The 12,836-nt window shown below is 63.0% G+C and carries 12 protein-coding genes; 8 read left to right on the top strand and 4 right to left on the bottom strand.

Annotation, left to right across the window (positions count from 1 at the left end):
- The first annotated feature begins 14 nt into the window (after positions 1 to 14).
- From BLS51_RS11700 to BLS51_RS11685, 4 genes are read left to right on the top strand one after another with little or no spacing between them, the layout of a single operon-like run.
- Entirely contained in the window at positions 15 to 2,165 is a 2,151-nt protein-coding gene (locus BLS51_RS11700; protein WP_175472557.1) for an HDOD domain-containing protein, read from the top strand.
- Between the two features lie 7 nt (positions 2,166 to 2,172).
- Positions 2,173 to 4,416: an EAL domain-containing protein gene (locus BLS51_RS11695; protein WP_090183464.1), complete on the top strand. Its 2,244-nt coding sequence runs from the start codon at positions 2,173 to 2,175 to the stop codon at positions 4,414 to 4,416.
- Positions 4,416 to 6,011 (top strand): SEL1-like repeat protein, encoded by a 1,596-nt coding sequence (locus tag BLS51_RS11690; protein WP_090182511.1) that lies wholly within the window; start codon positions 4,416 to 4,418, stop codon positions 6,009 to 6,011. Before BLS51_RS11695 ends, BLS51_RS11690 begins: the two co-directional genes overlap by 1 nt.
- Positions 6,012 to 6,068: 57 nt before the next feature.
- Positions 6,069 to 6,317, top strand: a complete 249-nt coding sequence (locus BLS51_RS11685; RefSeq protein ID WP_090182514.1) for a hypothetical protein — start codon at positions 6,069 to 6,071, stop codon at positions 6,315 to 6,317.
- On the opposite strand, the gene BLS51_RS11680 is transcribed toward BLS51_RS11685, so the two are convergent.
- Both BLS51_RS11680 and BLS51_RS11675 read right to left on the bottom strand, forming a co-directional pair.
- On the bottom strand, positions 6,314 to 6,850 hold the full coding sequence (locus BLS51_RS11680; protein WP_090182517.1) for a DUF4865 family protein: 537 nt from the start codon (positions 6,848 to 6,850) through the stop codon (positions 6,314 to 6,316). The genes BLS51_RS11685 and BLS51_RS11680 overlap by 4 nt on opposite strands.
- Positions 6,847 to 7,245: a tautomerase family protein gene (locus tag BLS51_RS11675; protein ID WP_090182519.1), complete on the bottom strand. Its 399-nt coding sequence runs from the start codon at positions 7,243 to 7,245 to the stop codon at positions 6,847 to 6,849. Before BLS51_RS11675 ends, BLS51_RS11680 begins: the two co-directional genes overlap by 4 nt.
- Positions 7,246 to 7,343: 98 nt before the next feature.
- Here BLS51_RS11675 and BLS51_RS11670 point away from each other — a divergent pair, with 98 nt between their 5' ends.
- From BLS51_RS11670 to BLS51_RS11655, 4 genes are all read left to right on the top strand, one after another.
- A complete protein-coding gene (locus tag BLS51_RS11670; RefSeq protein ID WP_090183466.1) occupies positions 7,344 to 8,231 on the top strand; it encodes a LysR substrate-binding domain-containing protein in 888 nt (295 codons plus the stop codon).
- Between the two features lie 80 nt (positions 8,232 to 8,311).
- Positions 8,312 to 8,989: a CsgG/HfaB family protein gene (locus tag BLS51_RS11665; protein WP_090182522.1), complete on the top strand. Its 678-nt coding sequence runs from the start codon at positions 8,312 to 8,314 to the stop codon at positions 8,987 to 8,989.
- A gap of 11 nt (positions 8,990 to 9,000) precedes the next feature.
- The gene (locus BLS51_RS11660) at positions 9,001 to 9,372 is read left to right on the top strand and encodes a DUF4810 domain-containing protein (protein WP_090182524.1); all 372 of its coding nucleotides are present in this window, start codon (positions 9,001 to 9,003) and stop codon (positions 9,370 to 9,372) included.
- A complete protein-coding gene (locus BLS51_RS11655) occupies positions 9,369 to 10,034 on the top strand; it encodes a DUF799 domain-containing protein (RefSeq protein ID WP_090182528.1) in 666 nt (221 codons plus the stop codon). Before BLS51_RS11660 ends, BLS51_RS11655 begins: the two co-directional genes overlap by 4 nt.
- Positions 10,035 to 10,038: 4 nt before the next feature.
- On the opposite strand, the gene BLS51_RS11650 is transcribed toward BLS51_RS11655, so the two are convergent.
- Together BLS51_RS11650 and BLS51_RS11645 are read right to left on the bottom strand one after the other, a co-directional pair.
- A complete protein-coding gene (locus BLS51_RS11650; RefSeq protein ID WP_090182529.1) occupies positions 10,039 to 11,583 on the bottom strand; it encodes a tetratricopeptide repeat protein in 1,545 nt (514 codons plus the stop codon).
- Positions 11,580 to 12,833, bottom strand: a complete 1,254-nt coding sequence (locus tag BLS51_RS11645) for a M20/M25/M40 family metallo-hydrolase (protein WP_090182531.1) — start codon at positions 12,831 to 12,833, stop codon at positions 11,580 to 11,582. Before BLS51_RS11645 ends, BLS51_RS11650 begins: the two co-directional genes overlap by 4 nt.
- Positions 12,834 to 12,836 lie beyond the last annotated feature (3 nt).

Below are 12,836 nucleotides of genomic sequence, written 5' to 3'. Positions count from 1 at the left end.
CAATGTTCGATACGATGCATCAACAATCTGATCATGATATTCGCAATCGACTGCTGATCGCGCGGCTGCCGGCCATGCCGCAGATCCTGATCAAGTTGATTGAGCACCTGCAAGCCGACGATGCCGGCATGCCGGAGCTGGCCGCCCTCATCGCCAAGGATGCGGCCATGACCAGCAAGATCCTGACCGTCGCCAACAGCTCGGCCTACCATCGCAATCAGCGCGCGGTAGGCCTGGAGCAGTCGCTGGTGTCGCTCGGCACCGACATGATCAAGACGCTGGTGATCAGCGAATCGGTATTCCAGACCTTTAACAGTTTCCCGCATTCCGCCAGCACCGACCTGCGCGGCTTCTGGAAAGGCTCGCTGACCACTGCCGTCATCGCGCGCGATGTCGCCAAACAGATGGAATACCCGCACGTGGAAGAAGCCTACCTGGCCGGCCTGCTGCACAACGTCGGCCGCCTGGCGCTGCTGGCCACCGCGCCCAAGGAATATGCATTCAACTTTACCGCGCGCGATGACGAAGACCTGTGCGCGGTCGAACAGCGCACGCTGCAAATCACCCACTCGGAAGCCGGCGCCTGGCTGATCGAACGCTGGAACCTGGATTCCTTCCTGGCCGACAGCGTGCTGTATCACCACGAGCCGGTGACGCGGCTGGAGGCGGCGCATCCGCTGATCCGCATCGTGCGCCTGTCGCACCTGCTGTGCTGCCATGAAGACCAGGAGCAGGCGATCGAAGAAGCCGCGCGCCTGTGCAATCTGGATAGCGAGAAGCTGGAACAGATCGTCAGCAACGCTGCGCGCCAGGTGGAGAAGTCCGCCAACTATCTGGGCATCGACCTGGCCGGCGCCGACGATATCGTTGCGCCAACGGCCTATGCACCGCCGGTGGTCGATCCGGTGCAGCAGCGGCTGTCGGAGGAAGTGCGCAACATCATGCTGGTCTCCGAGATGGGGCAGACCTTCGCCCGCCAGAACGGCGAAGCCAGCCTGCTGGAAGCCATCACGCGTTCGGCGCGCATCCTGTTCGACCTGGAAAACGCTGTGCTGTTGCTGGAGAATCCTACCGGCCACGCGCTGCACGGCATGGCCACCGGCGAGCACCAGCAACGGCTGGCCGAATTCGTCATCCCGCTCAACAAGGGCGGCCCGGTGGCGCAGTCGGCGCTGGAGCGCAAGCTGGCCTACGTCAGCCGCGAAGGTCAGGCGCATAACGTTGCGGAAGAACAGCTGTTCCGCATTCTCGGCAGCGACAGCATGGTGTGCCTGCCGCTGGTGGCCAACCAGCGCTGCCTCGGTGTGCTGATCGGCGGTGCGCCGGCATGGCAACTGGCCACGCTGCAAAAGCGCGAGCGCTTCCTGCTGTCGTTCGGCACCCAGGCCGCTGCTTCGCTGGAAACCGCAATGAGCGAGCGTGGTCACGCCAAGCGCCAGATCGCGCATGTGGCGGAAGAGTATCGCGAAGCTTCGCGCCGCGTGGTGCATGAGGTGAACAACCCGCTGTCGATCATCAAGAACTACCTGTCGGTGCTGGATAGCAAACTGGCGCGCCGCGAGCCGGTGGTCGGCGAGATGTCGATACTGAACGAAGAGATCGACCGCGTCGGCCAGCTGATTAATGGCCTGGCCGATTTGCAGCCGACCGAAACCTCGCGCGTCACCGATGTCACCAAGGTGGTGGACGACGTGCTGCGCCTGTTCCGCGCCACCGACTTCGTGCCGGCCTCGGTGCAACTGGTGGTGCGCATGCAGGAGGAGCCGGCGGAGATCGACGGCGACGCCGACATGCTGAAACAAATCCTGGTCAACCTGATCAAGAACGCTATCGAGGCAATGACTGATGGCGGCAAGATTGAAATTGCCAACCGTGGTCACGTCAATCGTGAACGCAAGCTGTATCTGGAGCTGGTGGTGAGTGACACCGGCCCAGGTTTGTCGGCAGACGTGCTGGCCAACCTGTTCTCTCCTGTGCGCAGCAACAAGGAGGGCGCTCACCATGGCCTGGGACTGTCCATCGTCCACAGCCTGGTCAAGAAAATGCAAGGCCTGATTACCTGCCGTTCCGGAAAAACCGGTACGACTTTTGAAATCCTGCTGCCCGCCAAGGGCAGTAACAGCCAACTCGCCGGCGTGAAAACGCAGGTGATGGATTCCGCTTAAGGCCATGATGAACCTGAACTCTTTCGACCTAGCCCCCGTCGAATCTCTGTCTTCTGATAACCGCCCCCGCCTTCTGCTTGTCGACGATGAACCGCGTCTGCTGTCGTCGTTGTATGAGCTGCTGCGAGACCGTGATTACCACCTGGTGACCGCGACCTGTGGCAGTGAGGCGCTGGCCCAGTTGACCAAACTGAAATTCGATCTGATCCTGCTTGATCTCCGCCTGCCCGACATGAGCGGGCATGAGATCATGGACTACATCAACGCGCGCGAAATCGACGGCGACGTGATCGTGATGAGCGGCGATGTCGGCATCGAAGCCGCCATCGGCGCGCTGAAGCGCGGCGCCTATGATTACCTGCGCAAGCCGTACAGCCGCGAGGAGCTGCTGAAGACGGTGGAGAACGCGCTGCAAAAGCGCCGCCTCGCCATCGACAACGAGCGCATCGCCTCCAAGCTGGAAAACTCGGAGAAGATGTACCGCTACCTGGTGGACTCGTCGCCGGACATCATCTACACGCTGAACCACGAAGGCAAATTCACGTTTGTGAACGACCGCGTGCAGCAACTGCTGGGCTTTAGCCGCGAGGAGCTGATCGGCAAGCACTACTCGGTGCTGGTGCATGACGAGGACCAGGAGCGCGCGCGCTATGCCTTCAACGAGCGCCGCGTCGATGAGCGGGCCTCGCGCAACGTCGAGCTGCGCCTGAAGTGCAATACCGGCACTGGCGCCGGCGGCGGCATCGAGCGCACCTTCAACAATACGCTGATGACGATTTCGCTGAACGCGATCGGCATGCATCTTCCCGATCATGAAGTGAAGACGCGCGAGTTCTTCGGCACCTATGGCGTGGCGCGCGACATCACCGACCGCAAGCGCGCCGAGGAAGTGATTTCCTACCAGGCCTACCACGACATTCTGACCGACCTGCCGAACCGCATGCTGTTCAAGGACCGCCTGGGCCTGGCTGTAATCCAGGCCAAGCGCAAGCTGACCGAGCTGGCGGTGATGTTCGTCGACCTGGACCGCTTCAAGCTGGTCAACGACACGCTGGGCCACGTCAAGGGCGACGAACTGCTGCAGCAGGTCGCCACGCGCCTGAAGGATTGTTTGCGCCGTGGCGACACGCTGGCGCGCCAGGGCGGCGACGAATTCACCATCGTGCTGCCGGAACTGCGCGACCGCCAGGACGCCAAGGCGATCGCCGACAAATTCCTCGAAAGCCTGCAACGTCCGTTCGACCTGGATGGGCATGAGGTGCATATCTCGGCCTCGATCGGCATCGCTGTGTATCCGACCGATGGCGAAACCATCGACGAGCTGCTGCGCCATGCGGATATCGCCATGTACCAGGTGAAGGCGCTGGGCAAGAATGGACACAGCTTCTATCACAACTCGATGCTGGATGTGTCGCACCAGAAGATCGCGCTGGAACAGGCGCTGCGCAAGGCGCTGGAGCACAACGAGCTGGAAATGTATTACCAGCCGCAGGTCGATGTGGCCACCGGCCGCATCATCGGGGCCGAAGGCTTGATGCGCTGGAACCATCCGCAGCGCGGTCTGCTGGCGGCTGGCGAGTTCCTGCCGTTTGCCGAAGAGAATGGCCTGATGCTGCCGATCTCCGACTGGATGCTGGGGGCGCTGTGCCGCGACCTGTTGCAGTGGAATGCTGCGGGTGGCGAAGCGCTGCGCCTGTCGCTGAATCTGTCGCCGCAGTATCTGGACCGCGGTGATTTCTTCGAGAAGATGCGCGGCGCGCTGACGCGCTACGGCATTTCGCCGGCGCAGATCGAGGTGGAGATCACCGAGAATATCTGCATCCGCAATCCGCAATATGCGATCGAACAGCTGAACAAACTGTGCCAGCTGGGCGTGTCGGTGGCGATCGACGATTTCGGTACCGGCTATTCGTCGCTGGCCTATCTGCACCGCTTCCCTATCCACACCATCAAGATCGACCAGTCCTTCGTCAAGGAGATCCATGACGAGAACGGCCACTATCCGGTGATCCTGGCGATCATCTCGATCGCACGCGGCCTCGGCCTGCACCTGGTGGCGGAAGGCGTGGAGACCGACGTGCAGTCGCGCTACCTCGAAGCCAACGGCTGCACCACCATGCAGGGCTATCTGTATCACCGGCCGATTTCGCTGCACAGCTTTATCGACGTGCTGCAGGAGCAGAACCGCTTGTCGTCGCCGCCGGTGCCGGTGGTGGAGTATGAACCAGCCATGATAGCGATCCAGGCCTGATGTCGAAGTACAGTCCCAACGAAGACGAAGCCAGTAACGGCAGCACGTACACCGCAGAATTCCTGCGCGTGAAGGGACTGGCCGAGCGCGGCGTCGCCAACGCCCAGCATAGCCTGGGCTTCATGTATTTCAACGGCCACGGTGTGGCGCAGAGCTACGAGATGGCGGTGGTGTGGTATCGCCAGGCCGCGCAGTCCGGGCTGGAACACGCGCAGTACAACCTGGGCGTGATGTACCAGAAGGGCCAGGGTGTCGCGCAGAGTTTCGAGGAAGCGGCGGCGTGGTATCGCAAGGCGGCGGAGCAGGGCTATGCGGCCGCGCAGTACAACCTGGGCTGGCTGTACGCCAAGGGCCAGGGCGTGCCGAATGATACGCAGCAGGCGATGCACTGGTTCAGCAAGGCGGCCGAGCAGGGCGACGCCGGCGCGCAAAATAACCTCGGCATGATGTACGACACCGGCAAGGGCGTGCCGCAGGATTTCAAGCAGGCGATCTTCTGGTATCGCAAGGCGGCCGAGCAGGGTTACGCGCGCGCGCAGTTCAACCTCGGCCTGCGCTACGACAATGGCCAGGGCGTGCCGCAGGACGTGGGTCAGGCGATGTCCTGGTATCGCAAGGCAGCTGATCAGGGCTATGCGCCGGCGCAGTTCAATCTGGCGCTGCGCTTTGATAAAGGCGACGGTATCGCGCAGGATGCGCAGAAGGCCATCCTGTGGTATCGGCGCGCGGCGGAGCAGGACCATGCCAGCTCGCAGTTCAACCTGGGCCTGATCTACGATAACGGCCAGGGCGTGCCGCGCGATGAGCAGAAGGCGCTGGACTGGTATCGCAAGGCGGCCGAGCAGGGTCACGCGGCGGCGCAGAATAACCTGGGCCTGCGTTACGATCACGGCCAGGGCGTCGAGCAGGATTACGTGCAGGCGCAGCACTGGTATCGCAAGGCGGCGGAGCAGGGCTTCCCCGGCGCACAATATCACCTTGGCCTGCTGTATGACGCCGGCCATGGCGTACCGCAGGATCATCAGGAGGCGATCTTCTGGTATCGCAAGGCGGCCGACCAGGGCCATTTGCGCGCCCAGTTCGACCTCGGGCTACGCTATGAAACGGGACGCGGCGTGCAGCGCGACTATCGCAAGGCGATGGCCTGGTATCGCCGCGCCGCCGAGCAGGATTATGTGGCGGCCCAATACAGCCTTGGCCTGTTGCATGATAACGACGAAGGACCGCAACCGGATTGCATGCAGGCCTATCACTGGTATCGCAAGGCGGCCGAGCAGAATCACACGCAGGCGCAGTTTGCGCTGGCGCTGCGGCATGACAATGGCCTGGGTGTGGCGCGCGATTACGCGCAGGCGCATCACTGGTATCTGCAGGCCGCGACGCAAGGCCATACGCGCGCGCAGTTCAACCTGGGGCTGATGTATTTGGCCGGGCAGGGCGTGCACGCGGACGCTGGTCAGGCGTGGCTATGGCTGGCGATGGCGGAACGGGCCGGCTTCAGCACCGCCGCCCGCTACCTGAAGAACGCCGCCAGCCGCATGGACCCCGCCCAGTTGGCGCAGGCACGCGAGCGCATTGAAATACTTCCTGGTTGATATCGTCAATTTCGGTGGTATGATTGGTTTTTATGTAACCATAACTCGGGGGAAGTGATGAACAAGATTTACGTTGCCGCCACGATGGCGATTTGCGCAAGCCTGACCGCATGCGCTACGGCGGAGCAGCCAGCTGTTGCTTCGGATGCCGCAGCTGCTCCCAAGATGGCTAACCTGAGCAATGATTCCACCCTGACTGGCAGCCGTATCCCGTCGAAGAAATCGGAGAAGATGGTGTCGGGTATCACCGGCCAGGATTACCAGCGCGAGATGCTCAATCAGTCCAACCCTTACGAATCGCGCTAAGCCGGCGCTGATACGTGGCCAACGCCGTAGTGCTGTTCGGCTGCGGCGTTGGACGGCCTGTCGCGCCACAGGCATAAACGGGTGACGGTCCACGTCACCGGTTCAAATCCCACCACCACCGCCAGTGCGCCGTGTTGCAGCGCGTGCCGCGCATATTCCTCTTCCTGTTCCCGTAATTCAGTTAGCGCACTGTAAGGCGCAATGCTGCTCGTGCTGCGTGTTGCATGATGCGCCTGCCGCACGTCGGCGCCGATGCTGGTGTGCCATGGCGTCCAGGTTTGCACGGACGGCCAGCCGAAGGCACGCGCCACGCCGGCAAACGCCGGGCCGTTGAGGAAATCGTGCATCGCCTGCTCGTCGCGCCACAGGTAGAACGGCGCGTAGGCGTGCTCCGGCTCTTCCGCGTGCAGATAGGCCTTGAATATCAGGCCCGGCAAGTCATCCAGCAGCGGACCTTTGCTGGCGATGCGTTCGCGGATGATGGCCATGTCGTAATCGGCCGGCAGCACGAAGCTGTACTGCATGGCGATCATGACCGTATTCCCAGCAGCGAGGCCGCCGGCCGGCCGCCGCCGAACGACCAGTCCTCGCCCTGCGCGGCGGTAACCACCACCATCACATCCTCGGACGGAATGCCGGGCGACTCGGCCAACAAAGCCACCAGCCGCTGGTAGAACGCCTGCTTGACCTCTGTGCTGCGCGGCTTGCCGATGGTGATGGCGATCAGCACAAAGTTATCCGAGCGCGGCCCGCCCTCGTAGCCCGGATCGATCATCATTTCATGTTGCTCATGTTGATGGATCAGCTGGAAGCGGTCGCGCGGCGGCACGTTGAACGCTTCTTCCATGGCGCGTTGCAGACTGTCGCCCAGCGCGCGCAGGTAGGCGGGCGATCTTCCCTTCAATAGCGAAATGCGGCTCATCGGCATGGCAGGCTCCTTGTGGTTGACAGCACCACGATACGCGCCTATCTTGATCCTGAAAATCGGGAATATTTTGATAGTCGGTTCAGGAAAACAGGATGGTTATGCGGCGGATTACCTTTGATCTCGACGTGTTACGCACTTTCGTTACCGGAGTGGACATGGGCAGCTTCGCCAAGGCGGCGGACAAGCTGGGACGTTCCACCTCGGCCGTCAGCGCGCAGCTGAAAAAGCTGGAGGAACAGTTGGGCATGCCGGTGCTGAGGAAGGAGGGGCGCGGCATGGTTACCACGCCGGCCGGCGAATCGCTGCTGGGCTACGCGCGCCGCCTGCTGGAACTGAACGACGAAGCCGCCACCGCTGTGCGGGGCGCCGAACTGGCGGGCAGCGTGCGGCTTGGCATCCAGCAGGACTTCGGCGAGCAGATGCTGACCGAGGTGCTGGGACGCTTCAGCCGCGTGCATCCGCAGGTGCGCATCGAGGCGCGCGTGGCGCGCAATGTGGAATTGATGGAGCAGCTGAACAGCGGCCGCCTCGACCTGGCGCTGGCCTGGGATGGTGGCGCCGGCTCGCCGCACTGTGTCGATGTCGGCCGTCTTGCCATGCGCTGGATCGGTCCTGCCGATGCCGCACGGCTGGCGCTGCCCGGCGCCGGCCAGGACGCGCTGCCGCTGGTGATGATGGACGCGCCCTGCATCATGCGCAGTGCCGCCACAGCGGCCCTGGACCGGAGCGGCATCGCATGGCGCATTGCCTTCACCAGTCCGGGATTGTCGAGCGTGTGGGCGGCGGTGAGCGCGGGACTGGGCATCACGGTGCGCACTGCCGCCGGGCTGCCGCCATCGCTGCGCGTGCTGGACGCCCCACGCTTGCCGCCGCTGCCGGATGTCGGCCTGCGTTTGCATCGCGCCGCCGCTGAACTGAATGCGCCGGCGCAGCGTCTGCACGACATTGTGTTGCAAGCGTTGCAACCGCTGGTGAGTATTGGATAGATTATAAGCGAAGGAAATCTATAAAATTTCCCATTGGAATTTATGTTGCAAAACAGGAATTCCCAACCACTAGGGAAAATATGAAAACAATCAAAATTACGCAACTGTTGGCAGCGTCGTTGGCGCTGTCTGTTTTGGCTGGCTGTGCCACGGAAAGCTCGCAAGCGGTAGCTGTGGCCACGGTGGCCAGCGCCGCCAAGCCATACGCCGGGCCGCGCGCGCCTATCGCCGTCGGTAAGTTCGACAACCGCTCTAGCTTCATGCGCGGCGTGTTCTCCGACGGCGTTGACCGTCTCGGCGGCCAGGCCAAGACCATCCTGATCTCTCACCTGCAACAAACCAACCGCTTCAATGTGCTGGACCGCGACAATCTGGCCGAGATGAAGCAGGAAGCCGGCTTCAAGCAGCAGGCGCAAAGCATCAAGGGCGCCGACTACATCGTCACCGGCGACGTCACCGAATTCGGCCGCAAGGAAGTGGGCGACCATCAGCTGTTCGGCATCATGGGACGCGGCAAGACCCAGGTGGCGTATGCCAAAGTGACGCTGAACGTGGTCAACATCTCCACTTCGGAAGTGGTGTACTCCACCGCCGGCGCTGGTGAGTACAGCCTGTCCAACCGCGAAGTGCTGGGCTTTGGCGGCACCGCCAGCTACGACGCCACGCTGAACGGCAAGGTGCTGGACCTGGCCATGCGCGAAGCGGTCGACAAGCTGGTTGCGGGCGTTGAGGCTGGCGCCTTCAACCTGCGTAAATAAGCGGAGGCCCCATGCACATTACGCTTATCAAGCGCGCCGGATTGGTGCTGGCGCTGGCTGGCTCCGCCTTTCTGAGCGGTTGCGCCTCGCCGGCGAAAACGCTGTACGGCTGGGAAGGCTATCAACCGCAGGTGTACCAGCACTTCAAGGGCGAAAGCACGGACCAGCAGATCGCTGAAATGGAAAAGTCGCTGCAAACGATCAGCGCCCGTGGCGCGTCGGTGCCTCCGGGCTTCCATGCTCATCTCGGCATGCTGTATTCGCTGACCGGCAAGTCGGACCAGATGGTGGCGCAGTTCGAGGACGAGAAAAAACTGTTCCCGGAATCGGCCGCGTATATGGACTTCCTGCTGTCCAAAGTAAGCAAGGGTGAAAAATTATGATCAAGCGCATATTCAAACTGGCCGCGTGCCTGGCGCCGATGCTGCTGGCCGTCGGCTGCGCGACGCAGAAGGCCACGCCGTACGACTACACCGCCTTCAAGGCGGCGCAACCACGTTCCATCCTGGTGCTGCCACCGCTGAACAACTCGCCGGAAGTTAACGCCGGCAACAGCGTTTATGCGCAGGTGACTTATCCATTGGCGGAAGCGGGCTATTATGTGTTGCCGGTGGCGCTGGTGAATGAAACCTTCAAGCAGAACGGCATGACCACCTCGGCCGATATCCACATGCTGCCGCCCGCCAAGCTCAAGGAAATTTTTGGCGCGGATGCCGGCATGTATATCACCATCACCCGCTACGGCTCGACCTACACGGTGCTGGACAGCGTGGTGGTAGTCGCTGCCGAAGCCAAGCTGGTGGACCTGAAAACTGGTGCCGTGCTGTGGACCGGCACCGCCAGCGCCTCCAATAACGAAGGCGGCAACAACGGCGGCGGTGGCCTGATCGGCGCGCTGGTGGCGGCGGCGGTCAAGCAGGTCATCAACAGCACCACCGACCAGTCGCACCCGGTCGCCGGCGTGACCAGCGCACGTCTGCTCTCCGCAGGCTACAACAACGGCATCCTGTACGGCCCGCGTTCGGCCAACTACAGCAAGCAGTAAGGCCTTATTCCGCCAGCGCGGCCTGCACGCGTTGCAGTACCTCGTCCCAATCGCCGGGACGCTGCTGGCGGAATAAGCGCATGGTGGGATACCACGGGCTGTCCTGGCACTCCAGCATCCAGCGCCAGTCCGGCGCGTAGGGCAACAGCAGCCAGACTTGCTTGCCCATCGCGCCCGCCAGATGGGCAACCGAGGTGTCGACGCAAATCACCAGGTCCAGCTGCGCCAGCAGCGCGGCGGTTTCAGCGAAATCCGTCTGTGCAGCCGCATGGCTGTGCAAGGCTGGCAGGCGGGCCAGTTGCAACCGGTCGGCGGCGCTCAGGTCGCGTTGCAGCGAGATGAATTCCAGGCCGGGTTGCAGCAGCTGGCTGATTTGCCGCAGCGGTATCGAGCGCTGGCTGTCGTTGTCATGCTTGGGATTGCCCGCCCACGCCAAGCCGATACGCCGCGCACTGTTTGGGCCCAGCCTGGCCTGCCATTGCGCGCCGCGCGTGGCATCGGCCTGTACGTAGTGTGCGCTGGCGGGCAGGTTATCCAGGTGCGTGCCCAGCGCTGCCGGTAAACTCATCAAGGGAATATGCAGGTCGTGCGGTGGCGCCGCTTGCTGCGCGCCGATCACTGTGGCGCCGTCTGTGCCTTGCAGCAGTGGCAGCAGCGCCTCTTGCACTTGCAGGATCACCTGCGCGCCCTGCGCCACCAGCAGCGGCACATAGCGCACCATCTGTACCGTATCGCCCAGGCCTTGCTCGGCGTAGACCAGCAGGGTTTTTCCTTGCAGTGCTTCGCCCTGCCATGGCGCTTGCGTCGATTGTCGCGCCTGCGCCTGATAGGCCGGGCGACGCCGGCGCCATTCGTATTGCTGGAATCCTTGTGCCAGGTCGCCCATCAGCAGGCGGCAGGCGCTTTGCGCGAAGTGGGCATCGGCCATGTCCGGCGCCAGCGCCAGCGCGGCGTCGTAGCTAAGCATCGCTTCATCCAGCCGGTTCAGGAATTGCAGCGCGTTGCCCTGGTTGTAAAGAGCCAGCGCCAGGTCGGGCTGCAGTTGCAGCGCACGTTCAAGGCATAGCAGCGCGTCGTCGTAACGGCGCAGCTCCACCAGCGCGTAGCCCATGCCGTTCCAGGCGGTGGCGTCGTTGTCGTTGAGGCGCAGCGCGTGTTCCAGCAAGGGCAGCGCTTCCGCCGGCCGCTTGAGGTCCGACGACAGCAGGGCGGCGCCATTGTTGAGGGCCAGCGCGTGATCCGGCGCCAGCCGCAGCGCCTGGCGGATGGCGACCAGCGCTTCATCCAGCCGCCCCAATTTTTGCAGCACGGCGGCGTGGTGCACCTGCGCCAGCACGTCGTTGGCGTTGATGCGCAGCGCTTGCGTCATCAGCCTGTGCGCCGAGGGCAGGTCGCCAGTTTGCAGCGAGTACACGCCCAGCATGTGCAGGGCGTCGAAGTTGTGCGGCTCGGCGCGGACGATTTGCAGGTACAGCGCGGCGGCTGCATCCAGCTCGCCGCGCGTGTGCAGATCGATGGCTTGCGCCAGCTTGTCCGCCTGTTGCGTCATTTGGCTTTGACGCGCACACCCGCCAGTTGCGCCACGCCGGCCAGCGTGGTTTGCGCGGCGTTCAGGCCAAGCAGGAAGTCCTTGTCGGAGTAGGTGTCGTAGTTATCGGTCGGCTGGTGCCAGTTGGGATTCCAGCCGGAGCCGATCTGCTGGCCGCGTTCGTTCTCGCGCAGCGAGATCGATGGCACCAGCTCCATGAAAGGCGTCGAATCGGTATTCGTCATGTGGAAGCCGACGGCGGCCGGATAGTTGGTCGCGTACTTGTCGTTGGCGGCGCGGAAGGCCCACGCCAGTTTCGCAGAACCGTCGGCCTGCTTCGACACCGACTGGTACTCGATGTTGACGTCCGCCTCCAGGCGCTGCTCCGGCGGTGATACATAGATCGCCTGGCCTTTCTCATCCAGCACGGGCTTGCCGTTGGCGTCCAGCTTGGGGACAGGCATGCCATGGTCGTACATCATCATGTCGTGCTGGATCATGCCCAGCCACTTCGGCTCCGGATACTTGCCCGAGCCCTTGGGCGATTCGATGCCTTGCAGGTCCTTGCGCTGCTCGACGTAGGCGGCGGCGCCATTCAGGCCGGTCTCCTCGTTATTCCACAGGACGAAGCGGATCGAACGGTCGGTCTCCACGCCCGGCTGGCTGAAGATGCGTGCCAGCTCCATCACCAGCGCGGTGCCGGAACCATCGTCGTTGGCCGCTTCGCCGAAGCCGATGCCGTCCATGTGCGCGCTGACGATATACATTTCTTCCGGATGCTTGCTGCCCACTTTGGTGCAGTAGACGTTCTCGCGCTGCGAGGTGCCCACCGGCGTCTGCTCGGCATTCAGCGCGCGCAGGCGTTCGTTTGGCTGGCGCAGCGGATCGGCGTTGACGCCGGTCGGGATGCGGTTGCCGAACAGCGTACTGCCGCCTTGTCCTGGCGGGCCGCCGGCGCCGCCGCTCGGAATGCCGGGCGCGCGTTTGGCCGATGGCGCGCCTGGCGCCGGCTGGGTGAATTGATATTGCAGGCGCTCCGTATTGGTGCAGCCATAGGACTTGAGTTGCGCTTCGATCCAGTCCAGCGCGTCGCGGTTGCGTTGTGTGCCCTGGCGACGGTCACCGAACTTGGTCAGGCCTTTGATGGTGGCCTTGTATCGTTCCAGCTCCAGCTGTTTGACCAGTTGCGAGATGGGATCGGCGGGCGCTTGGGCCGAGGCCAGCGGCGCGGCAAAAGCCAGCGCGACGCTCAAAGCTACAACTGCTTTCATGGG

This window comes from Duganella sp. OV510, assembly GCF_900100205.1.
In the GTDB taxonomy this organism is placed as follows: Bacteria; Pseudomonadota; Gammaproteobacteria; order Burkholderiales; family Burkholderiaceae_D; genus Rugamonas.
The sequence above is the reverse complement of the archived record's forward strand: the minus strand, read 5'-3'. Positions and strand labels throughout refer to the sequence as shown.